The organism is Saccharothrix espanaensis DSM 44229 (assembly GCF_000328705.1).
GTDB lineage: Bacteria > Actinomycetota > Actinomycetes > Mycobacteriales > Pseudonocardiaceae > Actinosynnema > Actinosynnema espanaense.
On sequence record NC_019673.1, the window covers coordinates 2,603,670 to 2,626,504 of the forward strand.

A 22,835-nucleotide genomic window follows, 5' to 3' on the forward strand; every position below is an offset into this window, starting at 1 on the left:
GGTTCGAACTGGTGTTCGTGATGGTCTCGGCGAGGGGGCGGCGTGCGCGTGTTCGGAGTCGACCCCGGCCTGACCCGGTGCGGGTTCGGCGTGGTCGACGGCGGCCCCGGCCGCACCGTGAAACCGGTCGCCGTGGACGTCGTGCGCACCCCGGCGGACGAGGACCTCGCGGTCCGGCTGCTCCGGCTCTCCGACGCCGTGGAGGAGTGGCTGGACCGCTACCGGCCGCAGGCGGTCGCCGTGGAACGGGTGTTCAGCCAGCACAACGTGCGCACCGCGATGGGCACCGCCCAGGCGGGCGGCGTCGTGGCGCTGTCCGCCGCGCGCCGGGGCCTGCCGGTCGTGTTCCACACCCCCAGCGAGGTCAAGGCCGCCGTGACCGGCTCCGGCCGCGCCGACAAGGCCCAGGTCACCACCATGGTCACCAAGCTGCTCGGGCTCAAGGAGGCGCCGCGGCCCGCGGACGCCGCCGACGCCCTCGCGCTGGCCATCTGCCACCTGTGGCGCGCGCCCATGCGCGCCCGGCTGGAGGAGGCCCAGGCCAGGGCGGCCGAACTGGCCCGCGCGCACCGCGCGAGACTTGCCCAGGCCAGTGCCCGGCTCCCCGCCGGGCCGACGGGCGCCAAGACCGGAGGGAAGACCAAGTGATCTCCTCGCTGCGCGGGCAGGTGCTGTCCATCGGACTCGACCACGCGGTCGTGGAGGTCGGCGGCGTCGGCTTCGCCGTGCAGGCCACGCCCACCACGCTGGCCGTGCTGCGCCGCGGCGAGGAGGCCCAGCTCGCCACCGCGCTGGTGGTCCGCGAGGACTCGCTGACCCTGTTCGGGTTCGCCGACGCCGAGGCGCGCGAGCTGTTCGGCCTGCTCCAGACGGTGTCCGGGATCGGCCCCCGGCTCGCCCTGGCCACCCTGGCGGTGCTGGAGCCGGACAAGCTGCGCGCCGCGCTCGCCGAGGGCAACATCACCGTGCTCACCCAGGTGCCCGGCATCGGCCGCAAGGGCGCGGAGCGGCTGATCATCGAGCTGCGGGACAAGGTCGGCCAACTGCAGACCGCGCCCGCCGCCGCGTCCGGCACCGGCCTGGTGCGCACCCACGTCGCCGAGGCGCTGCTCGGGCTCGGGTTCCCGGCCAAGCAGGCCGAGCAGGCCGTGGACGCGGTGCTCGCCGAGGACGGCTCGCTGGGCACCTCCGAGGTGCTGCGCCGGGCGCTGGCCGCGTTGGGCCGCAAGCGATGACCTTCGAGGAGTTCGAGCCGGAGGGCGCGCTCGACCCGCTGCGCGACCCCGCCGAGCGCGACGTCGAGTCCACCCTGCGGCCCCGGGACCTGCACGAGTTCGTCGGCCAGCCGAAGGTGCGCGAGCAGCTGGAGCTGGTGCTGCAGGGCGCGATGCGGCGCGGCGCGCCCCCCGACCACGTGCTGCTGTCCGGGCCGCCGGGCCTGGGCAAGACCAGCCTCGCGATGATCATCGCCGCCGAGCTCGGCGCGTCGCTGCGGATCACCTCCGGCCCCGCCCTGGAACGCGCCGGCGACCTCGCCGCGATGCTGTCCAACCTGGTCGAGGGCGACGTGCTGTTCATCGACGAGATCCACCGGATGGCCCGGCCCGCCGAGGAGATGCTCTACCTGGCGATGGAGGACTTCCGGGTCGACGTGGTGGTCGGCAAGGGCCCCGGCGCGACCAGCATCCCGCTCGACATCGCGCCGTTCACCCTGGTCGGCGCGACCACCAGGTCCGGCGCGCTGACCGGGCCGCTGCGCGACCGGTTCGGCTTCACCGGGCACATGGAGTTCTACAACGCCGACGAGCTGGAGCTGATCATCCGGCGGTCGGCCAAGATCCTGGGCGTCGACCTGCGCGAGGACGGCGGCCGGGAGATCGCCGGGCGCTCGCGCGGCACGCCCCGGATCGCCAACCGGCTGCTGCGCCGGGTGCGCGACTTCGCCGAGGTGCGCGCCGACGGCGCGGTGACCCGGGACGTGGCGCGCGCCGCGCTGGCCGTCTACGACGTGGACGAGCTGGGCCTGGACCGGCTGGACCGGGCGGTGCTGGGCGCGCTGGTCAAGTCGTTCGGCGGGGGGCCGGTGGGCGTCTCGACGCTGGCCGTCGCGGTCGGCGAGGAGCCGACGACGGTCGAGGAGGTGTGCGAGCCGTACCTCGTCCGCGCGGGTATGTTGGCGCGTACGCCGCGTGGCCGGGTCGCGACCGCCACGGCGTGGCTGCACCTGGGGCTCCAGCCCCCGGCGAAGGCCCCTGGTGAGGCCACCCGCACGCTGTTCGACGACGCCGGCGACTGATCGGGATTGCTGACCTGGCACAATCGGCGGCGGCATCCCAGAAATCCGGACGTTCCGGGCAGACCTGTCCCGCCGCGCCGGTTGAACGGAGAATGATGGGCAACCTGTCTTCCTTGATGTTCCCGCTGCTGCTCGTGCTGCTCGCCGTGCCGCTGTTCCTCAGCGCGCGCAAGCAGAAGAGGGCGGTCGCCGAGCAGCAGGCGCTGCTCAACTCGCTGGAGCCCGGGGACCTGGTCATGACCACGTCGGGGCTGTACGGCACCGTCGTGGAGTCCGACGGGTCGCTGGACGACACCAAGATCGAGTTGGAGATCTCGGAGGGCGTCGTCACCACGTGGCTGCGCCAGGCGATCCGGGAGAAGGTCGTGGTGGACGCGGACGACGACGTGGTCGACGAGGAGGACGACGTCGTGGACGACGTCGCCGACACCTCCGCGATCACCGCCGACGAGCCGGCCAAGGCGGTCGAGCCGGCCAAGTCGGCCACGCCGGTCCAGCAGGACAGCAAGAAGTAGCAGCGCGGAAAGCGAATGGGTTGTGCCGCCGGCGCGGCACAATCCTTTCCTCGTCGCGGGCCGATTCCCCCTGCGCTGAATCGACTGGTCAAGTGTGAACGCCGAACGGCCGATGCGATTGGTCCGGTGAACGCCTTATGGCCGGTCGGGGCATTGTCCGGGAGCTTCCGCAGCCGGTGGAGATCCGGTGACAGACAACTCACACGGTGCGGGGTACGCTGCGCAATCGACCCGGCAGGGCAGTGCCGGGCGGGCAAGCGCTGCCCTGATCCGCAACCACGGTCGCGGCGGCGTTCGACATCATCTTCGGAGTTCTAGGAGACGGACGGACCGTGGCACCTCCGGCCGGGCAAATCCGCCCCGCGAAGTACTTGGGCGCGTTTGTCCTCATCGTGGTCGCGCTGTACTCCTTGGTGTTCTTCACCGGGAACGGCAAAGCGACTCCCAAGCTCGGCATCGACCTCCAGGGTGGCACGCGGGTCACGTTGACCGCACGCGCCCCGGACGGCCAGACGCCGACGGACCAGGCACTGAACCAGGCCCGGGAGCTGATCGAGACCCGGGTCAACGGTCTCGGCGTCTCCGGCGCGGAGGTCGTGCGCGACGGAACCAACCTGGTCATCACGGTGCCCGGTGCGGACAGCGAGGGCGCCAAGCGCCTGGGCCAGACCGCGAAGCTGAACTTCCGCAAGGTCGTCGGCTCGCCGCTGCCCAACGCGCAGGCCGCCCCGCCGTCGACGTCCGGCACGCCGGCCCCCTCGGGCTCGAACGCGCCGACGACGACGCCCAGCGCGCCCGCCACCGGTTCGGAGACGGCGTCCGCGCCGACCACCACCGCGCAGGGCCGCCCGGCCCCGGCGCTGGAGGGTCAGCCGACGACGACCGCGCCGCCCGCGACCACGACGCCGCCCGCCACGACGACGTCCGCGCCGGCCAAGCCCGAGGTCGACTGCCGGAAGGTGTTCGCCGGCGAGTACTCGGGCAAGACCGAGGACGCGATCAACGAGTCGCGCACCTGCCGCCAGGACCCGGCGCTGACCACGTTGGACGCCCAGACCGTGCAGCAGGCGCTGACCGCCTTCACCTGCCCGGCCAAGGACCCGCTGCTGGGCAACGACGACCCGTCGCTGCCGCTGCTCACGTGCGACCAGAAGAGCGAGTTCAAGTACGTCCTGGCGCCGGTCAACCCGCCCGCGGACGGCAGCGTCAAGGACTCCGACTTCAGCCTGTACTCGCGGCTGTCCGGTGAGGACATCGGCAACGCCACCGCGGGCACCGACCCGCAGGGCGCCGGCTTCATCGTCAACCTGACCTTCAAGGGCGAGGGCGGTGACAAGTGGGGCAAGTTCACCTCGGCGAACGTGTCCCAGCAGGTCGCCGTCGTGCTCGACAGCCAGGTGGTGTCCGCGCCGAACATCAACGAGCCGATCATCGGCGGCAACACCCAGATCTCCGGCAAGTTCACCCAGAAGGAAGCCGACGGCCTGGCGAACGTGCTGAAGTACGGCTCGCTGCCGCTGTCGTTCGAGGCGTCCGAGGCGGAGACGGTGTCCGCCACGCTCGGCCTGGCCTCGCTGGAAGCCGGTCTGATCGCGGGCGGCATCGGCCTCGCGCTGGTGTTCGTCTACTGCCTCATCTACTACCGCCTGCTCGGCCTGCTGACCATCCTGTCGCTGGTGCTCTCCGGCCTGGTGGTCTACGCGGTGCTGGTGCTGCTCGGTCGCTGGATCGGGTTCACCCTCGACCTCGCGGGCATCGCCGGTTTCATCGTGGCGATCGGTATCACCGCGGACTCGTTCGTCGTCTTCTTCGAACGACTGAAGGACGAGGTGCGCGAGGGCCGGTCGTTCCGCTCGGCCGTGCCACGCGCGTGGGTGCGGTCCCGTCGTACGATTCTCTCGGCGGACGCGGTCAGCTTCCTGGCCTCGGCGATCCTGTACGTGATCGCGGTCGGCCAGGTGAAGGGCTTCGCGTTCACCCTCGGCATGTCGACCGTCCTCGACCTGGTCGTGGTCTTCCTGGTCACGCACCCGCTGGTCTCGATGGTCTCCAAGTCGAAGTCCCTGTCCAGCCCGAAGCTGTCCGGCCTCGGCGGGGCCGTGCAGGACGGTGCCGACGACCGGGCCAACGCGGCCGCCAAGAGCACCGCCGTGAAGGAGGTCTGACCGATGTCGCAGTCCAAGCGCAGTATCTTCACCCGGCTGTACGTCGGCAACGGCGCGTTCGACATCGTCGGCAAGCGCAAGCGCTGGTACGTGCTGTTCGGCGTCGTGCTGCTGATCTGCATCGCGTCGATCATCTTCCGCGGCTTCAACCTGGGCATCGACTTCACCGGCGGCACCCGGATCCAGATGCCGGCGAACTCGGCGTCCGGCACGATCAGCCAGGAAGCGGTCAAGGAGAGCTTCGCCAAGGCGATCGGCGAGGAGCCGACCTCCGTGCAGACGGTGGGCACCGGCGAGTCCGCGACCATCCAGGTCCGCTCGGAGACGCTGGACGCGGCGAAGGTGACCTCCCTCAAGGAGGGCCTCAACGCCGACCTGAAGCCCACCGGCGGCCTGGAGACGATCAGCGACAGCGCCGTGTCGGCCTCCTGGGGCGGCGAGATCACCACGAAGGCGCTGATCGCGCTCGCGGTGTTCTTCATCGCGGTGGCGATCTTCCTGGCGCTGTACTTCGAGTGGTCGATGGCCGTGGCCGCGCTCGTCGCGGTGGTCCACGACGTGGTCATCACGGCCGGCATCTACTCCCTGGTCGGCTTCGAGGTCTCGCCCGCGACGGTGATCGGTCTGCTGACCATCCTCGGCTTCTCGCTCTACGACACGGTCGTGGTGTTCGACAAGGTCAAGGAGAACACCAGAGGACTGCTCGGCCTGACCAGGCGGACCTACCCGGAGGCCGCGAACCTCGCGGTGAACCAGACCCTGATGCGGTCCATCAACACCTCGCTGATCGCGCTGCTGCCCGTGGTGGGCCTGCTGGCGATCGGCGTGGGCCTGCTCGGCGTCGGCACCCTGAAGGACCTCGCGCTCGTGCAGCTGACCGGTATGGCGATCGGCGCGCTGTCGTCGATCTACATCGCCACCCCGGCGGCCGTGGACCTGAAGATGCGCGACCCGCGCTACAAGGCGCAGGCCGCCCGGGTGCGGCAGCGGCGGGACAACCTGGCCCGCAAGGCGTCGGGCGAGGTCGTGTCCGGCGGCGACGTCGTGGAGTCCTCGGACGACGAGTCGTTGCAGGCCGAGCTGCGCCGGGAGAAGGCGCTGACCGCGGCGGCCGGCGTGCCCAGCCGCACCGGCAAGGTCGCCGACGCCCGTCGCCGCCCGACCGGCAAGAAGCACCGTTGAAGCTGGACCGAGCCCTCGGGCTGATGCGTGAGGTCCCGGACTTCCCCCGACCGGGGGTCGTGTTCCGGGACCTCACGCCCGTCTTCTCCGACCCCGACGCGCTGCGCGCCGTGGTCGACGCGTTGCAGGACAAGATCCACCCGGACACGCAGCTGGTCGCGGCGATCGAGTCGCGGGGCTTCCTGCTCGGCGCGGCGCTGGGCTACGGCTGGCGCTACGGCGTCGTGCCGCTGCGCAAGCCGGGCAAGCTGCCGGCCGTCGCGCACCGGGTGTCCTACGACCTGGAGTACGGGACGGCCACCCTGGAACTCCCGGCCGACGCCATCACGCCTGGTCAGCAGGTCGTGGTGGTGGACGACGTGCTGGCCACCGGCGGCACCGCCGCGGCGGCGTGCTCCCTGGTGGAGCGGGCCGGCGGCGTGGTCACCGGCGTCTCGGTGGTGCTGGAGATCCCGGCCCTGGGTGGCCGCGACCGGCTCGCGGGCCGGTCGGTCGACGCCCTGATCTCGGTCTGAGGCGGCGGTGCCGGGCCCGTCCCGGCACCGCCCCCGACCGGGCGGGCGACCTGTCCGGCCGAACACCGACGTGCAGTTCGTCGTGTGAAGTTCGCCGCTCATCGGTCAGCCGACGAGACTGACCGCGTGACGGAGCTATCCTCGGTTCCTAGCCCCGAGGAGCGTGGTTGAGCCAGGACACCGAACCCGCCGCGACGACGCCGCCCGTGCCCGCACGGCCCCCGTCGGCCACCAGGCGCGTGCGCGCACGTCTCGCCCGCCGGATCACCGCCCAACGTGCCGCCCCGGTGAAGCAGGTCCTGGAGCCCCTCGCCGCGGTCCACCGGGACCTGCACCCCAAGGCCGACCTGGCCCTCCTCCAGCACGCCTACGACGTGGCCGAGGAGAAGCACCGCCCCCAGCGGCGCAAGTCGGGCGACCCCTACATCACGCACCCGCTCGCGGTGGCCACGATCCTCGCCGAGCTGGGCATGGACACCACGACCCTGGTGGCCGCCCTCCTGCACGACACCGTCGAGGACACCGACTACTCGCTGGACCAGCTGCGCGTCGACTTCGGCAACGAGGTCGCCCTGCTGGTCGACGGCGTCACCAAGCTGGACAAGGTCAAGCTGGGCGCGGCGGCCGAGGCCGAGACCATCCGCAAGATGGTCATCGCGATGGCCAAGGACCCCCGGGTGCTGGTCATCAAGCTGGCCGACCGGCTGCACAACATGCGCACCATGCGCTTCCTGCCGCCGGAGAAGCAGGCCCGCAAGGCCCGCGAGACGCTGGAGGTGCTGGCGCCGCTGGCGCACCGGCTGGGCATGGCGACGGTGAAGTGGGAGCTGGAGGACCTGGCGTTCGCCATCCTCCAGCCGAAGAAGTACGACGAGATCGTGCGCCTGGTCGCCAACCGCGCCCCCTCCCGCGACACCTACCTCAGCGGCGTGATCAACGAGCTGTCCTCCCAGCTGGAGGGCGCGCGGATCACCGCCAAGGTCGAGGGCCGGCCCAAGCACTACTACTCGATCCACCAGAAGATGATCGTCCGGGGCCGCGACTTCGACGACATCCACGACCTGGTGGGCGTGCGGATCCAGGTCGACGAGGTCCGCGACTGCTACGCCGCCATGGGCGTGGTGCACGCGCTGTGGCAGCCGATGCCCGGCCGGTTCAAGGACTACATCGCCCAGCCCCGGTTCGGCGTCTACCAGTCGTTGCACACCACCGTGATCGGCCCGGACGGCAAGCCGCTGGAGGTGCAGATCCGCACCTACGACATGCACCGCACGGCCGAGTACGGCATCGCGGCGCACTGGCGGTACAAGGAGACCCGGGGCACGCACACCGGCAAGGGCGTCGAGGTCGACGAGATGGCGTGGATGCGCCAGCTGCTCGACTGGCAGCGCGAGGCCGCCGACCCCGGCGAGTTCCTGGAGTCGCTGCGGTTCGACCTGGCCGCGCGGGAGATCTTCGTCTTCACGCCCAAGGGCGACGTGGTGACGCTGCCGACCGGGTCCACGCCGGTCGACTTCGCCTACGCCGTGCACACCGAGGTGGGGCACCGCTGCATCGGCGCGCGGGTGAACGGCCGGCTGGTCGCGCTGGAGCGCAAGCTGGAGAACGGCGAGGTCATCGAGATCTTCACCTCCAAGGCGGAGGGCGCCGGGCCGTCGCGCGACTGGCTGTCGTTCGCGGCCTCGCCGCGGGCCAAGGCGAAGATCAAGCAGTGGTTCGCGAAGGAGCGCAAGGAAGAGGCCATCGAGGTCGGCAAGGACGCCATCGCCAAGGAGGTGCGGCGGGTCGGACTCCCGTTGCAGCGCCTGGTCTCGGCGAACTCGATGGGCGCGCTGTCCAAGGAGCTGCACTACCCGGACGTCTCCGCGCTCTACGCGGCGGTGGGGGAGGGCCACACCTCCGCCCGGCACGTCGTGCAGCGGCTGGTCGCCCAGCTCGGCGGGGTCGACCACGCCGAGGAGGAGCTGGCCGAGCGCTCCACGCCGTCCACGGTGGCGCGCCGGCGGGTCACCGGCGACGCGGGCGTGATCGTCAAGGACGCGGCGGACGTCTGGGTGAAGCTGGCCCGGTGCTGCACGCCCGTCCCGGGTGACGACATCCTCGGGTTCGTCACCCGCGGCGGTGGCGTCTCGGTGCACCGCACGGACTGCACGAACGCCGACGAGCTGGTCAAGACGCCCGAGCGGCTGCTGGACGTGGAGTGGGCGCCGTCGTCGTCCTCGGTGTTCCTGGTGGCGATCCAGGTCGAGGCGCTGGACCGGCACCGGCTGCTGTCGGACGTGACGAAGGTGCTGGCCGACGAGAAGGTCAACATCCTGTCGGCGTCGGTCACCACGTCCCGCGACCGGGTCGCGGTCAGCCGGTTCTCGTTCGAGATGGGCGACCCGAAGCACCTCGGTCACGTGCTGAAGGCGGTTCGGAGTGTCGAAGGTGTGTACGACGTCTACCGGGTGACGTCGGCGTCCTGACGGACGAACCGGGGGGTGGCTGGGTGCTCGAACCGGTCGGGGAACTGCACCGGGATCGCGCGCGGGCGGGGTCGTTCGGCTCGGTGGCGGGGCAGTACGACCGCTACCGCCCGTCCTACCCCGACGCCCTGCTCGACGACCTGGCCGGGCTGCTGCCGACCGCCGTGCTCGACGTCGGGTGCGGCACCGGCAAGGCGGCCGCGGCGCTCGCCCGGCGCGGCCTGCCCGTGCTCGGCGTCGAGCCGGACGCGCGGATGGCCGAGGTGGCGCGCGGGCACGGCCTGGCGGTGGAGGTCGCCGCCTTCGAGGAGTGGGACGCCGCCGGGCGCACCTTCGACCTCGTGACCTGCGGCGAGGCGTGGCACTGGATCGACCCCGCGCGCGGCGTCGGGAAAGCGGCCGAGGTGCTGCGCACCGGCGGGACGATCGCGCGGTTCTGGACCTTGACCGTGCTGGACGAAGCCGTCACCGCCGCGTTCGAGCCGGTGTACCGCGAGCACGCGCCGGAGGTGACCGCCGTGTGGCGGCCGAACGGCCACCGGACGCACGCCACCGGCCCGGACCTGTTCGGCGGAAGCGGCCTGTTCACACCTGCGGAACTGCGCACCTACCCGTGGGGGCGCAGCCTGACCGGCGACGAGTGGACCGGGATGGCGGCGACGGTCAGCGACCACCAGCGCCTGGGCCCCGAACGCCTGACCGCGCTGCTGAAAGCCCTGCGCGCCACGATCGACGGGCTCGGCGGCACCGTCCACGCCCACCAGGAGACCTACGCGCTGGTGACCGTGCGCACCTGAGACCGGGGTGCGCGGCGGCACTCCCGCAGGAGTGCGGAGAGCGTCAGCGAAACGTTAGTCAGGGGTGCCACTATCCGCCTGCCGGGTGCCTCACACCCCGGCGGGGAAGACGAAGGGGCCCGGCACTCCTCTCCCGAGTGCCGGGCCCCTTCGCGTCCACAAGTCCGTCAGGCGGCTCTGGTGCAATTGTCGCCTCAGGCGACTCTGCCCAATTGTCGCCTCAGGCGACGGTCACCGTCTCGAACTTCACTTCCTTGTTCGGCTTGCCACCACCGGGCGACGGGTCGAACGAGCCGTCGTGACCCGCGCGGGCCACGTCGTCGATCAGCTTCAGGCCGTCCTCGTCCAGGCTGCCGAACACCGTGTAGTCCGGCGAGAGCTGCGCGTCGCCGTAGACGATGAAGAACTGGCTGCCGTTGGTGCCCTTCTGGGTCTCCTGGTCCTTGCCCGCGTTCGCCATGGCCAGGTAGCCGCGCCCGTAGGTCAGCTCCGGCCAGGTCTCGTCGTCGAAGGCGTAGCCGGGGCCGCCGCTGCCGGTGCCCGACGGGTCGCCGCACTGGAGCATCTGCAGGCCCTGGGTGCCGATCCGGTGGCAGCCGACGCCGTTGAAGTAGCCCTGCTTGGCCAGGCTGATGAACGAGTTCACCGTGCACGGGGCCAGCGAGCGGTCCAGGGTCAGCTTCAGGTCGCCGATGTTCGCCTTGACGGTGGCGGTCGCGGTGCCGGTGGAGGAGATCCCGGCCGCCTCGGGGGCCTTCGTGCCCTCCTTGGCCGAGGGCTCCTTCGACGCCCGGTACTCGCAGCCCACCGGGTCCGCGAGCGGGGTCGGCCGCTTGGGCAGCGCCTTGACCTCGGTCGGGATCTGGATCGGGGCGGCCGAGGTGGAGCTGGCGGCGGTGTCGGTGTCCCCGCCGCCGAAGTCCGCGGTGGTGAGCCAGTAGACCCCACCCGCGACCACGACGACGAGCACGACGGTCAAGCCCACCGAGAGGACTCGGCGCCGCTTCGCGCGCTCCGCCCGACGGACGAGCTGGCGCTCCAGCTTCCGCTTGGCCTGCTCGCGGCGCTGCACGTTGGTCGGCACCTGCAACCTCCCTGTTCTCGCGTCGACCGGCGACGATCGCTCAGCAGTCTAGGGGGCTCGTATATAGCTGGTGTCAGGCGGATAGGCTGGTCGGGAGGTCCACCGGCATCCGTTGCCGTTGGCGTTGCCGTCGAGAGGTGTCCGCGTGCTGGTGATCGGGTTCCCCACCGGCGCCCTCCAGGCCAACTGCTTCCTGCTCGCGACCGAGGCCGGCGGCCCGTGCGTGGTGGTCGACCCCGGCCAGGACGCGACCGAGCCGCTCGCCGAGGCGCTGCGCGAGCACCGGCTGTCCCCGGTCGCCGTCCTGCTCACCCACGGCCACTTCGACCACACCTTCTCCGTCGCGCCGGTCTGCGACGGCAACGACGTGCCCGCCTGGATCCACCCCGCCGACCGCGCGCTGCTGTCCGACCCGCTCAAGGGGATCAGCGCCGAGTCGCGCGCGTTCTTCGGCGGCGACCTGGAGATGCGCGAGCCGCGCGAGGTGCGGGAGCTGACCGACGGGGTCGAGCTCGACCTCGCGGGCCTGCGGCTGACCGTCGACCACACCCCGGGCCATACCGGCGGGTCGGTGATGTTCCGCGCCGGCACCGAGGAGGGCGGACGGCTCGTGCTGTCCGGCGACACCCTCTTCGCCGGCTCCATCGGACGCACCGACCTGCCGGGCGGCGACCACCGGTCCATGCTCGCGTCACTGCGCACCAAGGTGCTGACGCTGGGGGACGACACGGTGGTCCTGCCCGGCCACGGGCCCACGACGACCATCGGCCGCGAGCGCGTGAGCAACCCGTTCCTGCTGGAACTGGGCGACGACGCGCCCGCCGCACCGCACCGAGGACTGTGATCACCGTGACCGCGTTCGCCGCCCCCAAGGGCGTCCCGGACTACTTCCCGCCCACCTCCGCCGGTTTCGTCGCCGTCCGCGACACCCTGGTGGACTCCGCGCGCCGCGCCGGCTACGGGTACATCGAGCTGCCCGTCTTCGAGGACACCGCGCTGTTCGCGCGTGGCGTCGGCGAGTCGACCGACGTGGTGACCAAGGAGATGTACACCTTCACCGACCGGGGCGACCGGTCGATCACCCTGCGCCCCGAGGGCACCGCGGGCGTGATGCGGGCCGTGATCGAGCACGGCCTGGACCGGGGCCAGCTCCCGGTGAAGCTGGTCTACGCGGGCCAGTTCTTCCGCGCCGAGCAGCCGCAGGCCGGCCGCTACCGGCAGTTCCACCAGGTCGGCGTCGAGGCGATCGGGGTGGACGACCCGGCGCTGGACGCCGAGGTCATCGCGGTCGCCGACGAGGCGTTCCGGCGGATGGGCCTGACCGGCTACCGGCTGGAGCTGACCTCGCTGGGCGACGCGTCGGACCGGCCCGCCTACCGGGAACTCCTCCAGGCGTTCCTGGCGGGGCTGCCGCTGGACGCCGACACCCGCCGGCGCGCCGCGATCAACCCGCTGCGCGTGCTGGACGACAAGCGGCCCGAGGTGCGGGCCCTGGTGCAGGACGCGCCGCTGATGCGCGACCACCTCTCCGCCGCCTCGCGCGAGCACTACGAGGCGGTCAAGGGCTACCTGGTGGACCTGGGCGTGGAGTTCGTGGAGAACCCGCGGATGGTGCGCGGCCTGGACTACTACACCAAGACCTGCTTCGAGTTCGTCCACGACGGCCTGGGCGCGCAGTCCGCCATCGGTGGCGGCGGGCGCTACGACGGCCTGATGGAGCAGCTCGGCGGGCAGCCGCTGTCCGGGGTCGGTTTCGGCCTGGGCGTGGACCGCTCGCTGCTGGCGTGCCAGGTTGAAGGGGTGCAGCCGGGCGACCTCACCCGGTGCGACGTGTACGGCGTGCCGCTGGGCGAGGCGGCGAAGGCGCGGCTGGTGGCGCTGTCCGCGCCGCTGCGCGCGGCGGGCGTCCGGTACGACCTGGCGTACGGCGGCAAGGGCCTCAAGGGCGCGATGAAGGGCGCCGACCGGTCCGGCGCGCGGTTCGCCCTGGTGCTCGGCGAGCGGGACATCGAAGCGGGCGTCGTGCAGCTCAAGGAGCTGTCCTCCGGCGACCAGCGCGAGGTGCCGCTGGTGGACGTGTTGATCTCGGTGACGGAGGCGTTGGGCCGGTGAGCGAGGAGCGGATCCCACTCGACCTGCTGGATCCCGCCGCGGTGCGCAAGCGCGCCCGGACGGTGGCCATCGGCGCGCTGCTGGTGGCCGGCGCGTTCGGCGGGTTGCTGGGACTGCTCGCCGGGCAGACCGCGGGCCTGGTCACCGCCGCCGTGTTCGCCGTGCCGCTGCTGTTGCTGGCGTGGTCGGAGGCGCGGCGGCGGGTGTGGCTGGCGGGCCGCGTGCTGTCCGTGCGCGCCTTCGGCACCCGGTCGGTCGACCTGCACGCCGCCGACCAGGTCGACCTCCTGGTGACCGACCTGCGCGGCAGCCGGACGGTGGGGCTGTTCGTGCGCGGCGGCGGCAAGGCGATCAACCTGGCGCTGGCCATCTACGCGGGCACCGGCGGCCGGGAGCAGGGCGTGTTCGGCCTGCGCAAGCTCGCCGACGTGCTGGCCGGCCGCGGCGACGCCCTGGGCCTGGTGTTCTCCGACCTGCTCGTGGCGCAGCTGCGGGCCGAGGCGCGCGGCTTGGCCGCCGCTGACCGCCCGCTCTACCAGCTGGGTTCGCTGGCCCCGGCCGGGCGGCTCGCGCAGAAGCTCAACCCGGACGCGGTGTCCCGGTTCGTCTCGACCCTGGACTGACGGCCCCGACCTAGACGGCTCCGACCTAGACGGCCCTGACCTGGCGCTGGGAGGACTGGCGGCTCAGGTCACGGCGAACCGCCCGACGAGGGTCGTCTCGGTGAGCCCGCCGGCCGTACCCTCAGCAGCCAGGCCACGCAGCCGCCAGGCCACGGTGCCGGACCCGCTCGGCGTCCCGTCCGGCCGCACGGCGTGCCGCTCACCCGGCGGGCCACCGTCGACCGCTGCGGGGTGAGCCGGAGCCCGGCTCAGTCGTTCGGCAGGCCCCAGGTGCCCTTCGGCGGTGACGGCGACTGGGTGGCGGTCGCGTCCGTGGTCGGCGGGGTGCCGCCGATGAAGCGCACCAGCGACTCGTCGTGCTCCACGCGGCCGGGGAACGGATCGCCGGCCGTGCGCCGGGCCAGGTCGGCGATCGGCAGTTCGAGGTGCGAGCCGAGCAGCACGAAGTTGCCGAACCGCCGGCCCCGGAACACCGCCGGCTCGGCCATCACGCACGCGTGCCGGAACACCGCCCGCACGGTCGCGGCCTGCGCCTTGGCGAACCCGAGCCCGCCGCCGTCGCCGATGTTGGCCGCGTAGACCCCGCCGCCGCGCAGCGCCCGCGCGGCCAGTTCCACGAACTCGACCGACGTCAGGTGCGCCGGCGTCCGCGCGCCCGCGAACACGTCGGTCACCACCAGGTCGAACGTGTCCGGCGGGGCCTTCTCCAGCACCGCCCGCGCGTCGCCGTTGCGGATCTTCACCCGCCACCCCTTCTCCAGCGGCAGCAGGCCGCGGACCAGGTCGATCAGCGCCGCGTCGACCTCCACCACCTGCTGGGTGGACCCCGGCCGGGTGGCGGCCACGTACCGGGGCAGCGACAGGCCCCCGCCGCCCAGGTGCAGGGCGCGGACCGGCTCGTCGCCGGGCGCGATCAGGTCGGCCACGTGGCCGAGCCGGCGCAGGTACTCGAACTCCAGGTGGCGCGGGTCGTCCAGGTCGACGTGCGACTGCGGGGTGCCGTTGAGGCGCAGCGTCCACGCGCGCGGCACGTCCGGGTCGGGGACGAGTTCCGCGATACCCGAGTCGACCTCCCTGGTGATGGTCTCGTCGGCTTTCCGGGTGCGTCCCACCCGGTCGATTATCCCGGTAGCGCCCGGCCGCGCCCCCGCCGGTCGGCCGGCCCGCCCAGCCGCTCGGTCGTGCCCCGCGGCGGGCCGGGCGCGGCGTCGGTACGGTACCCGCCGTGCAGACCGTCGCGAACGTGCTCACCGCGCTGGTCGCGGCCATCCACCTGTACATCCTGGTGCTGGAGATGTTCCTGTGGAACACCCCGCGCGGGCGCGCGGCCTTCGGCACCACGCCGGAGTTCGCCGCCGAGTCCGCGACGCTGGCCGGCAACCAGGGCCTGTACAACGGCTTCCTGGCCGCCGGTCTGGTGTTCGCCCTGGTGGCGGGCGATGTCACCGGGTACGCGTTCGCCGTCTTCTTCCTGATCTGCGTGATCGTGGCGGGCCTGTACGGCGCGGCCACGGTCAGCCGGCGAATCCTGTTCGTGCAGTCGGTGCCGGCGGCCCTGGCGCTGCTCGCGGTCTTCCTGGCGAGCTGACCGGGTCCCAGCGGGCGTTCACGGCCTCGGGCCGGGCCGCCGCCACGGGCCTTTGGCCGGGTCGTAGCCGGTGCGCAGGTCGCCGGTCATCCGGGTCCGCCACGCCGGTTCGGCCGGCTCGTCCCAGCCCGGGTCGTCCCAGTCGTCGTACTCGTCGTCGGTGTCGGCGTCGTCGGTGTCGACGTCCTCCGGTTCGGGTTCCGGTTCGGGTTCGCGGGCCGGCGCGGTCACGGGAGCGGGTTCGCGGATCGCCACGAACGCCGCCAGCGCCGTCGTGATCGGAACCGCCGCGACCAGGCCGATGCTGCCCACCAGGGTCCGCACGACCTCCTGCGCGACGTTCTGCGCGGTGAGGATCTCGCCCAGGTCCCGGCCGGACAGCGAGAACGTCAGCAGCAGCGGGAGTGCGGTGCCCGCGTACGCCATGACCAGCGTGTTCACCACCGACGACAGGTGGTCGCGGCCGATCCGCGACCCGGCCGCGTACAGCTCGCGGAAGCCGAGCGCCGGGTTCGCCCGGCGCAGCTCCCACACCGAGCTGGTCTGGGTCACGGTCACGTCGTCCAGCACGCCCAGCGCGCCGATGATGGTGCCCGCGAGCAGCAGGCCGCGGGTGTCGATGCCGTGCCCCAGCGCCGCGACCAGGTTCGCGGTGTCCTGGTCGAGCCCGGTCAGCTTGGTCAACGCCGAGAACGCCAGGCCGAGCACGCCGATCAGCACGAGGCTGGCCAACGTGCCCAGCACCGCCGTGGACGTCCGCGCGGACACCCCGTGCGTCAGGTACAGCACCACGAACATGATCAGCCCGGCCCCGACGACGGCGACCGTCAACGGGTCCTCGCCGGCCAGGATCGACGGCAGCACGAACAGCACCAGCACCACGAAGCTCAGCGCCAGCGCGCCCAGCGCCGCCAACCCCTGCCAGCGGCCCAGCAGCAGCACGGCCGCGACGAACAGCACGGCCAGCAGCAGCATCGGCACGCCGCGCTGGAAGTCGGCGAGCTGGTAGGACTGGCCGGAGCCGGGATCGCCGCCGGCGTAGGACAGCACGACCGCGTCGCCCACCGCGAACGTCGGCGAGGTCGCCACGTCCGGCACCGGGATCCGCACCTCGCGCCCGGCCGCGTCGCCGTCGGACATCCTGACGGTCACCAGCACGCAGCCGGACGCGCCGGGCTGGTCGGCGTCCGGCCCGCACCCGCCGCGCGTCGCGGCCGTCACCTCGCCGCGCACCGGCACCTGGGTGAGCCCGGCCTCCGTGCCGGTGGCCTGGTCGTGGCCGAACGGGTAGAGCACCAGCGCGCCCACGACGGTGGCCAGCACCAGCGGCAGCAGCAGGACCAGCAGGAGCCTGCGAACGGGGGTGGAAGCGGGTTCGGCGTGCCGGCCGTGGCCGTGCCCGTGTGCGGTGGTCTGGTCCTTGGCGTGCACGGCGCACATCCTGCCCGATCACCGAGCCCGCCTCGCGTCGGAGCGCGCCCCCGGCGGGAGGGCGCGCTCCTCGTGCTCAGTTGTGGCAGCCCTGGTCGCGCTTGAAGACCAGCAGCTTGGTCACCGGGTCGCCGGAGAACCCGTAGCCGGTGTCACCGCTGCGGTCGACGGAACTCCAGCTCACGCCCTCGCGCAGGGTCGGGTAGGCCGCACGGACCTCGGCCGCGGTCGACCCGAAGGTGATGCCTTCGGGAGTGCGCGCGGCGCGGTCCAGGCCGATCGACGCGACCCCCGTGCCGTCCTTCTGCAGCCAGAGCGAGCCCTCGCCGGACTTGAGCCGGTAGAGCTCGCACAGCTCCTGCCCCTCCGGCCCCTCCACCAGGCCGGTGGCGACGAGCTGCTCGGCGGTCATGCCGAGTCTGATGGCCCCGAACCCGCCCGGGTCGAGCACGCCCGACGCGGCGGCGGCCGACGTGGTCGGTGCGGGAGCCTTGGTGTCCGACGCCGGCGGCACCTGCGTGGCCGGACTGGTCGAGGTGGACGGCGCGGTGGGCGGCTGTTCGGCCGCCGGAGTGCCCGCCGTGCAGCCGGCCAGCGTGACACCCAGCGCACCGACGATGACCGCGGCCTTGAACGACTTCATCATTTCCCCCTGTGGCACAACGGAATCGGGCAGCCCAAACAACGTCCACAATGGACGTTCGGTAGCCGATTCCCCCCGGTGGAAGGGCCCGTTGGCCGCTTCCGGGTAGAGAGATGTTCGGCGGGCCGGTCTGGTTGCGAGTTCTCGGGTCACAGGTGGATCTCGCCCCGGATACGTGGTGAACCGTTCGACATCCGGACACTTCGGTGCGAATTTCGGGTCGAGGTCTTCAACCCGGCGGGTCGCGGTGTCACAGTCCCAGGGGTGACGAACTGGACTCCCAACCACGGCCAGGACTTCGACCCGGTGCCCTACCGGCCCGAGCGGATGCCGGTCGAGCAGTCGCTGCGCACGGCGGCCGAGCTGCGCTCGCGGATGGACGAGCGGCGCACCGTCCGGATGTTCTCCCCCGACCCCGTGCCCACCCAGGTCGTGCTGGACGCGATCGCCGTCGCCTCGACCGCGCCCAGCGGTGCCCACCAGCAGCCGTGGACCTTCGTCCGCGTGGTGGACCCCGAGGTGCGCAAGGCCATCCGCGCCGCCGCCGAGCACGAGGAGCGCATCTCCTACGACGGCCGGCTGGGCGAGGAGTGGCTCGACGCGCTGCGCCCGCTGGGCACCGACGACGTGAAACCCCACCTCACCGACGCGCCGGAACTGGTCGTCGTGTTCCAGCAGCGGTTCTACCTGGAGCCCGACGGCAGCAGCCGCAAGCACTACTACGTCGACGAGTCGGTCGGCATCGCGGTCGGCATGCTGCTCACCGCGCTGCACCTGGCCGGTCTCGCCGCGCTCACCCACACGCCGTCGCCGATGAAGTTCCTCGGCGAGGTGCTCAACCGGCCGCGCAACGAAAAGGCGTTCGCGGTCATCCCGATCGGCTACCCGGCCGACGACTGCGTGGTGCCCAACCTGGTCCGCAAGACGCTGGACCAGGTCGTGGTCACCGTCTGACCCGCCGCGCCGGCCCGTTCAGCCCAGCGGGTCGGCGAACGCGAAGTGCCGGGCCACGGCCTCCGCCACGGCGGCGGTGGCCCGGCGCAGCCGGTCGGCGGGGGAACCGGTCACCTCCAGCCACGGCACGCCGCGCGCGGCCAGCCCCGCCCGGAACAAGTCGGTCATCCACGGGCGCAGGTGCTCGCCGTCGCGCCACCCGTCCTGCTCGAACGGCACCCCGTCGTGGTCGGTGAGCAGGTAGAGCGCGGGTCGCGCGGCGTCCGGCGCGATGTCCGCGCGCGGCGCGCCCAGGTACCGGTGACCCCACACCACCGCCGCCCACGGGTCGTTGTCGCACACCACGACCGGCGCTTCGACCGCCGCCGCGTCGATCAGCGCGTCCTGCCGCGCGGCGACGTCCTGGAAGTCACCGACCGTCCACACCAGACCGTCGAGGTCGGCGGCCGGGTCGAACGCCTTCGCGGCGGTCAGCTTGCGCTCGGTGTGGATCCGGCCGTACTCGGGTACCCAGGGTGCGCCGAGGTGCGCCGCGAGTTCTCGCGACAGCGTCGTCGTGCCGGTGCTCTCGGCCCCGACCACCACGATCCGGGCGGCCAGTCCGATCCGGGTCGCCGGGGCGAGGTGCGGCCAGAACGCCCGCGGGTCGGCGCGCACGGCGGTGCCCGACACCGGGTGCGCGACCCGCTCCCGGTCGACCAGGACGTGCCGCGCACCAAGGCGTTTCGCCATTTCGTCACCGTAGTGCTCGCTGGAGAACACCGCGTCGACCGGAGCCGACGCCGGGTCGCCGTCGAGGATCGCCCGGCGCGCCAGCACCGCCCGCGCCACGCCCATGTGCAGCTCCCAGACCGGGTCGCTGTGGAAGTCCATCGGGTGGTCGTCCACGTCGCCGAGAATCACCAGCCCCGGCGTGCCGGCGTGCTCGGCGCGCAGCCACCGCACCCGGGACGCCAGGGGGATCGACTCGACCGACGACGCCAGCACCGCCACGGTGACCCGGGCGCTGCGCGCCACCGCCGTGCGGATCAGGTGGTGGTGCCCGGCGTGCGGCGGGTAGAACTTGCCCAGCACCAACGAGTGTGTGAACTCCGTCATGCCGCCACCCGGTCCGCGCGCAGCGCCCGGGTCCAATTCCGCAGGCCCAGCACGCACAACGCGATGAACCCCAGGTAGAGCAGCGCGGTGAGCCACAGGTCCTTGTAGGCGTACAACGGAACGTAGATCACGTCCGCGGTGATCCACAGCCACCAGCACTCGACCTTCTTGCGCGTCTGACCCCAGGTGGCGAGCAGGGACAGCACGGTGGTCACCGCGTCCGCCCACGGCACCGTCGAGGTGGTGAACGTCATGAGCACCCACGCGATCAGCGCGGTCCCGGCGACACCGGCCGCCGCCAACCACGCCCACTGGACCGGTGCGGTGCGGCTGACCGGCAGCGGGGTCCGCTCGACGCCCCCGTGCAGCCACGCCCACCACCCGTACAGGGCCAGTGCGATGTAGACGATCTGGAGCCCCGAGTCCGCGTACAGCCCGCCCGCCGCGAACAGCACCAGGAAGGCGATGTTGTTGAGGATCCCGATCGGCCAGTTCCACGCGTTCTGCCTGGCCACCAGCCACACGCACAGCGCGCCCGTGACGAAACCCGCCACCTCGCCCCAGCTCGTGGCGACGCCGCCGAGGGTGAACGCGGGGGTGGTGAAGGGCCAGAGGATGACGTCGAGTGGTGACACGGGTACTCCGTTTGACGGTGATTCGAACACGTGTTCGAATGTGGTCATGCGATGGGACGGGCAGAAGGACGGGGCTGACCGGCAGCAGGCTCTGCCGGGGTTGCCGGGACTGGTCCGCAGCGTACGAACTCCGGAGTTCGCCGACGTCGTGTTCCACGAGGTGCGCGCCAAATCGGTGCTGAACAAGGTGGCCGGCGGCCGGCTGCCGTTCGGGTGGACGGTCAACCCGTACCGGGGCTGCACGCACGGCTGCACCTACTGCCTGGCCGGCGACACGCCCGTCCTGCTGGCCGACGGCCGCACCAAGCCGATCGCCGACCTGTCGGTGGGCGAGGAGGTCTTCGGCACGTTCGAGGGCCGGTACGTCCGGACCCGCGTGCGGGCGCACTGGAGCACGGTCAAACCCGCCTACCGGATCACGCTGGAGGACGGCACGCAGGTCGTGGCCAGCGGCGACCACCGGTTCCTCGCCGAGGACGGCTGGCGGCACCTCACCGCGGGCCGGTGCGACGACTTCGAGGAGCGGCCGTTCCTCGCCAAGGGCACCCGGCTGGTCGGCACCGGCCGCTTCACCGCGCCGCCGACCGTGAACGACGACTACCGCCGCGGCTACCTGTGGGGGCTGGTGCGCGGCGGCCTGCCGGGCGACCCGGACGTGCTGGCGCGGGCGCGGGAGTACGCCGCGGGCCCGGTCCCGCGCGAGAGCGACTTCATCGAGTGGCCGACCGTGCCCGGCGACGACTGGTCCAAGGGCTTCCTCGCCGGCCTGTTCGACGCGCGCGGCACGGCGAGCGGCGGCGACCTCGTCCTGTCCAGTTCGGACAGCGCGGTGTTCGACGCCGCCGTGCTCGCGCTGACCCGCTTGAAGATCGGCCACGTCGTGGAGGTGCGCGGGGTGCGGATCACCGGCGGCCTGGCCGAGCGGCTGCGGTTCCTGCACCTGGTCGGCCCGGTGGTGGCGCGCGGGAACTGCGTGGAGGGCGTGGCCGTCCCGCGCGAGACGCGGCTGGCGGTGGCGGCGGTCGAGGCGCTGGGCGTGACCAGGACGTTGTACGACATCACCACCGGCACCGGTGACTTCGTCGCCAACGGGCTGGTCAGCCACAACTGCTTCGCCCGCAACACCCACACCTACCTCGACCTCGACGCCGGGCACGACTTCGACACCCAGGTCGTGGTGAAGGTCAACGCGGTGGAAGTCCTGTCCGCGCAGCTCAAAGCCCGCACGTGGCGGCGAGAGCACGTGGCCATGGGCACGAACACCGACCCGTACCAGCGGGCCGAGGGCCGGTACGCGCTGATGCCCGGCATCATCCGGGCGCTGGCCGAGTCCGGCACGCCGTTCTCCGTGCTGACCAAGGGAACCGTGCTGTCGCGGGACATCCCGCTGCTGGCGGAGGCCGCCCGGCAGGTGCCGGTCGGCATCGGCGTGTCGATCCCGCTGCTGGACCGCGACCTGCAGTCCGGGCTGGAACCGGGCACGCCGAGCCCGCAGGCGCGGCTGGAACTGGTGCGCAAGGTGCGTGAAGCCGGGCTGCCGTGCGGGGTGTTCGTCGCGCCCGTGCTGCCCGGCCTGACCGACGGCGTGGACGAATTGGGCGCGTTGCTGGGGGAGATCGCGGCGGCGGGCGCGTCCGGCGTGACGGTGCTGCCGCTGCACCTGCGGCCGGGCGCGCGGGAGTGGTTCGCGCGGTGGCTGGTGCGGGAGCGGCCGGACCTCGCGGACGGGTACCGCAAGCTCTACGCGCGCGGCTCGTACGTCGACGCCAAGTACCGGCGGTGGCTCGCCGCCCGCATCCAGCCGTTGCTGCGCGAACACGGGCTGGACGTGAAGCGCGGGCTGGAGGAGGTCGGCGTGCCCGGCGACGACGACGGCGTGTGGCCCGAGGGCAGCCTGCCTTCGACCGCGCCGTTCCCGCGCGGCGTGGACCGGGAGCAGCTCACCCTGCTGTAGTGGCGGCGAAGGACCTAGGCTGCGCCGGTGAGGGTGATCGTGTTCGGCGCGACGGGCATGGTGGGTCAGGGCGTCCTGCGGGAGTGTTTGCGGGTGCCCGACGTGACAGAGGTCCTGGCGGTCGGCCGGCGGCGCACGGGGCAGTCGCACCCGAAGCTGCGTGAGCTGGTGCACGGCGATTTCACCGACTTCACGCCGGTCGCCGGGCAGCTCACGGGGTACGACGCGTGCTTCTTCTGCCTGGGGGTGTCGTCGGTCGGCATGTCGGCCGAGGACTACCGGCGGATCACCTACGACTACACGTTCGCCGCCGCGCGGGTGTTGGCCGAGGTGAACCCGGGCTCGACGTTCGTCTACGTCTCCGGCGCGGGCACGGACCGTGACTCCCGCCGGGCGTGGGCGAAGGTGAAGGCGCGGACGGAGGACGACGTGATCGCGCTGCCGTTGCGCGGCTACGCGTTGCGCCCCGGCTACATCCAACCGATGCACGGCGTGCGCACGAAGGTCCGCTGGTACGGGTGGGCCTACGCGGCCCTGTCACCCGCGTACCCCCTGATCCGCCGCCTGCTGCCGAAGTGGACGACGACCACGGAGCAACTGGGCCGCGCGATGCTCGCGCTAGCCAGAACCGGCGCCCCCATCCGCCGCCTCGAAGTCCCCGACATCAACGCCCTCTGACCCCCCGGCGCACGCCCTCCGCCCTCCGCCCCCGCCCTCCGCTCTCCGCCTTTCGCCCTCAGCCCTCCGCCCTGTGTCCTGAGCCACATCAACCCAG

Annotated in this window: 22 protein-coding genes; 16 read left to right on the forward strand and 6 right to left on the reverse strand. The window is 72.4% G+C overall.

The window, feature by feature from the left end; genetic code table 11:
• Window positions 1-42 precede the first annotated feature (42 nt).
• From ruvC to BN6_RS12020, 9 genes are all read left to right on the forward strand, one after another.
• Window positions 43-648 (forward strand): crossover junction endodeoxyribonuclease RuvC, encoded by a 606-nt coding sequence (gene ruvC / locus BN6_RS11980; protein WP_015099889.1) that lies wholly within the window; start codon window positions 43-45, stop codon window positions 646-648.
• Window positions 645-1,235 (forward strand): Holliday junction branch migration protein RuvA, encoded by a 591-nt coding sequence (ruvA, locus tag BN6_RS11985; RefSeq protein WP_015099890.1) that lies wholly within the window; start codon window positions 645-647, stop codon window positions 1,233-1,235. The genes ruvC and ruvA overlap by 4 nt, the downstream gene beginning before the upstream one ends.
• Window positions 1,232-2,296 carry a Holliday junction branch migration DNA helicase RuvB gene (gene ruvB, locus BN6_RS11990; RefSeq protein WP_015099891.1) on the forward strand — a complete coding sequence of 355 codons (1,065 nt, stop codon included), beginning with the start codon at window positions 1,232-1,234 and terminating at the stop codon, window positions 2,294-2,296. Before ruvA ends, ruvB begins: the two co-directional genes overlap by 4 nt.
• A 116-nt stretch (window positions 2,297-2,412) precedes the next feature.
• Complete coding sequence (gene yajC / locus BN6_RS11995) at window positions 2,413-2,811, forward strand: preprotein translocase subunit YajC (protein ID WP_197540324.1); 399 nt, start codon at window positions 2,413-2,415, stop codon at window positions 2,809-2,811.
• A gap of 332 nt (window positions 2,812-3,143) precedes the next feature.
• A complete protein-coding gene (secD, locus tag BN6_RS12000) occupies window positions 3,144-4,976 on the forward strand; it encodes a protein translocase subunit SecD (protein WP_015099893.1) in 1,833 nt (610 codons plus the stop codon).
• Window positions 4,977-4,979: 3 nt separating this feature from the next.
• Window positions 4,980-6,158, forward strand: a complete 1,179-nt coding sequence (gene secF / locus BN6_RS12005; protein ID WP_015099894.1) for a protein translocase subunit SecF — start codon at window positions 4,980-4,982, stop codon at window positions 6,156-6,158.
• Window positions 6,155-6,673, forward strand: coding sequence for an adenine phosphoribosyltransferase (locus tag BN6_RS12010; protein WP_041312627.1), 519 nt, complete (start codon window positions 6,155-6,157; stop codon window positions 6,671-6,673). The genes secF and BN6_RS12010 overlap by 4 nt, the downstream gene beginning before the upstream one ends.
• A 167-nt stretch (window positions 6,674-6,840) precedes the next feature.
• A complete protein-coding gene (locus tag BN6_RS12015) occupies window positions 6,841-9,141 on the forward strand; it encodes a RelA/SpoT family protein (protein WP_015099896.1) in 2,301 nt (766 codons plus the stop codon).
• 23 nt (window positions 9,142-9,164) lie between these two features.
• Entirely contained in the window at window positions 9,165-9,938 is a 774-nt protein-coding gene (locus tag BN6_RS12020) for a class I SAM-dependent methyltransferase (protein ID WP_015099897.1), read from the forward strand.
• A gap of 220 nt (window positions 9,939-10,158) precedes the next feature.
• Here the strand turns inward: BN6_RS12020 and BN6_RS12025 are convergent, their stop codons facing one another.
• The gene (locus tag BN6_RS12025; RefSeq protein WP_041312629.1) at window positions 10,159-11,022 is read right to left on the reverse strand and encodes a peptidylprolyl isomerase; all 864 of its coding nucleotides are present in this window, start codon (window positions 11,020-11,022) and stop codon (window positions 10,159-10,161) included.
• A gap of 145 nt (window positions 11,023-11,167) precedes the next feature.
• Here BN6_RS12025 and BN6_RS12030 point away from each other — a divergent pair, with 145 nt between their 5' ends.
• From BN6_RS12030 to BN6_RS12040, 3 genes are read left to right on the forward strand one after another with little or no spacing between them, the layout of a single operon-like run.
• The gene (locus tag BN6_RS12030) at window positions 11,168-11,866 is read left to right on the forward strand and encodes an MBL fold metallo-hydrolase (RefSeq protein ID WP_015099899.1); all 699 of its coding nucleotides are present in this window, start codon (window positions 11,168-11,170) and stop codon (window positions 11,864-11,866) included.
• Between the two features lie 5 nt (window positions 11,867-11,871).
• Window positions 11,872-13,134 carry a histidine--tRNA ligase gene (hisS, locus tag BN6_RS12035; RefSeq protein WP_041316565.1) on the forward strand — a complete coding sequence of 421 codons (1,263 nt, stop codon included), beginning with the start codon at window positions 11,872-11,874 and terminating at the stop codon, window positions 13,132-13,134.
• Window positions 13,131-13,757: a hypothetical protein gene (locus tag BN6_RS12040; protein ID WP_015099901.1), complete on the forward strand. Its 627-nt coding sequence runs from the start codon at window positions 13,131-13,133 to the stop codon at window positions 13,755-13,757. The genes hisS and BN6_RS12040 overlap by 4 nt, the downstream gene beginning before the upstream one ends.
• 248 nt (window positions 13,758-14,005) lie before the next feature.
• Here the strand turns inward: BN6_RS12040 and BN6_RS12045 are convergent, their stop codons facing one another.
• On the reverse strand, window positions 14,006-14,869 hold the full coding sequence (locus BN6_RS12045) for a spermidine synthase (protein WP_015099903.1): 864 nt from the start codon (window positions 14,867-14,869) through the stop codon (window positions 14,006-14,008).
• 113 nt (window positions 14,870-14,982) lie between these two features.
• On the opposite strand from BN6_RS12045, the gene BN6_RS12050 reads away from it, so the two are divergent.
• Complete coding sequence (locus BN6_RS12050) at window positions 14,983-15,345, forward strand: DUF1304 domain-containing protein (protein ID WP_015099905.1); 363 nt, start codon at window positions 14,983-14,985, stop codon at window positions 15,343-15,345.
• An 18-nt stretch (window positions 15,346-15,363) separates the two neighbouring features.
• Here the strand turns inward: BN6_RS12050 and BN6_RS12055 are convergent, their stop codons facing one another.
• Both BN6_RS12055 and BN6_RS12060 read right to left on the reverse strand, forming a co-directional pair.
• The gene (locus tag BN6_RS12055) at window positions 15,364-16,785 is read right to left on the reverse strand and encodes a YibE/F family protein (RefSeq protein ID WP_015099906.1); all 1,422 of its coding nucleotides are present in this window, start codon (window positions 16,783-16,785) and stop codon (window positions 15,364-15,366) included.
• Between the two features lie 67 nt (window positions 16,786-16,852).
• Window positions 16,853-17,422, reverse strand: a complete 570-nt coding sequence (locus tag BN6_RS12060) for a hypothetical protein (RefSeq protein ID WP_148302836.1) — start codon at window positions 17,420-17,422, stop codon at window positions 16,853-16,855.
• A gap of 324 nt (window positions 17,423-17,746) precedes the next feature.
• Here BN6_RS12060 and BN6_RS12065 point away from each other — a divergent pair, with 324 nt between their 5' ends.
• On the forward strand, window positions 17,747-18,373 hold the full coding sequence (locus tag BN6_RS12065; protein WP_085983594.1) for a nitroreductase family protein: 627 nt from the start codon (window positions 17,747-17,749) through the stop codon (window positions 18,371-18,373).
• Between the two features lie 18 nt (window positions 18,374-18,391).
• Here the strand turns inward: BN6_RS12065 and BN6_RS12070 are convergent, their stop codons facing one another.
• Window positions 18,392-19,471 carry an AAA family ATPase gene (locus BN6_RS12070; protein ID WP_015099909.1) on the reverse strand — a complete coding sequence of 360 codons (1,080 nt, stop codon included), beginning with the start codon at window positions 19,469-19,471 and terminating at the stop codon, window positions 18,392-18,394.
• A complete protein-coding gene (gene pnuC, locus BN6_RS12075) occupies window positions 19,468-20,106 on the reverse strand; it encodes a nicotinamide riboside transporter PnuC (protein WP_015099910.1) in 639 nt (212 codons plus the stop codon). The genes BN6_RS12070 and pnuC overlap by 4 nt, the downstream gene beginning before the upstream one ends.
• A gap of 46 nt (window positions 20,107-20,152) precedes the next feature.
• On the opposite strand from pnuC, the gene BN6_RS12080 reads away from it, so the two are divergent.
• Both BN6_RS12080 and BN6_RS12085 read left to right on the forward strand, forming a co-directional pair.
• Window positions 20,153-22,060, forward strand: a complete 1,908-nt coding sequence (locus tag BN6_RS12080) for an intein-containing Rv2578c family radical SAM protein (protein ID WP_148302837.1) — start codon at window positions 20,153-20,155, stop codon at window positions 22,058-22,060.
• Between the two features lie 27 nt (window positions 22,061-22,087).
• A complete protein-coding gene (locus tag BN6_RS12085; protein WP_041312632.1) occupies window positions 22,088-22,738 on the forward strand; it encodes an NAD(P)H-binding protein in 651 nt (216 codons plus the stop codon).
• Window positions 22,739-22,835: the final 97 nt, after the last annotated feature.

Excerpts from the sequence above, each read along its gene's own strand:
- ruvB (WP_015099891.1), top strand. The coding sequence starts at position 1,232 with ATGACCTTCGAGGAGTTCGAGCCGGAGGGCGCGCTCGACCCGCTGCGC.
- yajC (WP_197540324.1), top strand. The coding sequence starts at position 2,413 with ATGTTCCCGCTGCTGCTCGTGCTGCTCGCCGTGCCGCTGTTCCTCAGC.
- secF (WP_015099894.1), top strand. The coding sequence starts at position 4,980 with ATGTCGCAGTCCAAGCGCAGTATCTTCACCCGGCTGTACGTCGGCAAC.
- BN6_RS12055 (WP_015099906.1), bottom strand. The coding sequence starts at position 16,785 with ATGTGCGCCGTGCACGCCAAGGACCAGACCACCGCACACGGGCACGGC.
- BN6_RS12060 (WP_148302836.1), bottom strand. The coding sequence starts at position 17,422 with ATGATGAAGTCGTTCAAGGCCGCGGTCATCGTCGGTGCGCTGGGTGTC.
- BN6_RS12065 (WP_085983594.1), top strand. The coding sequence starts at position 17,747 with ATGCCGGTCGAGCAGTCGCTGCGCACGGCGGCCGAGCTGCGCTCGCGG.
- BN6_RS12070 (WP_015099909.1), bottom strand. The coding sequence starts at position 19,471 with ATGACGGAGTTCACACACTCGTTGGTGCTGGGCAAGTTCTACCCGCCG.
- BN6_RS12080 (WP_148302837.1), top strand. The coding sequence starts at position 20,153 with ATGCGATGGGACGGGCAGAAGGACGGGGCTGACCGGCAGCAGGCTCTG.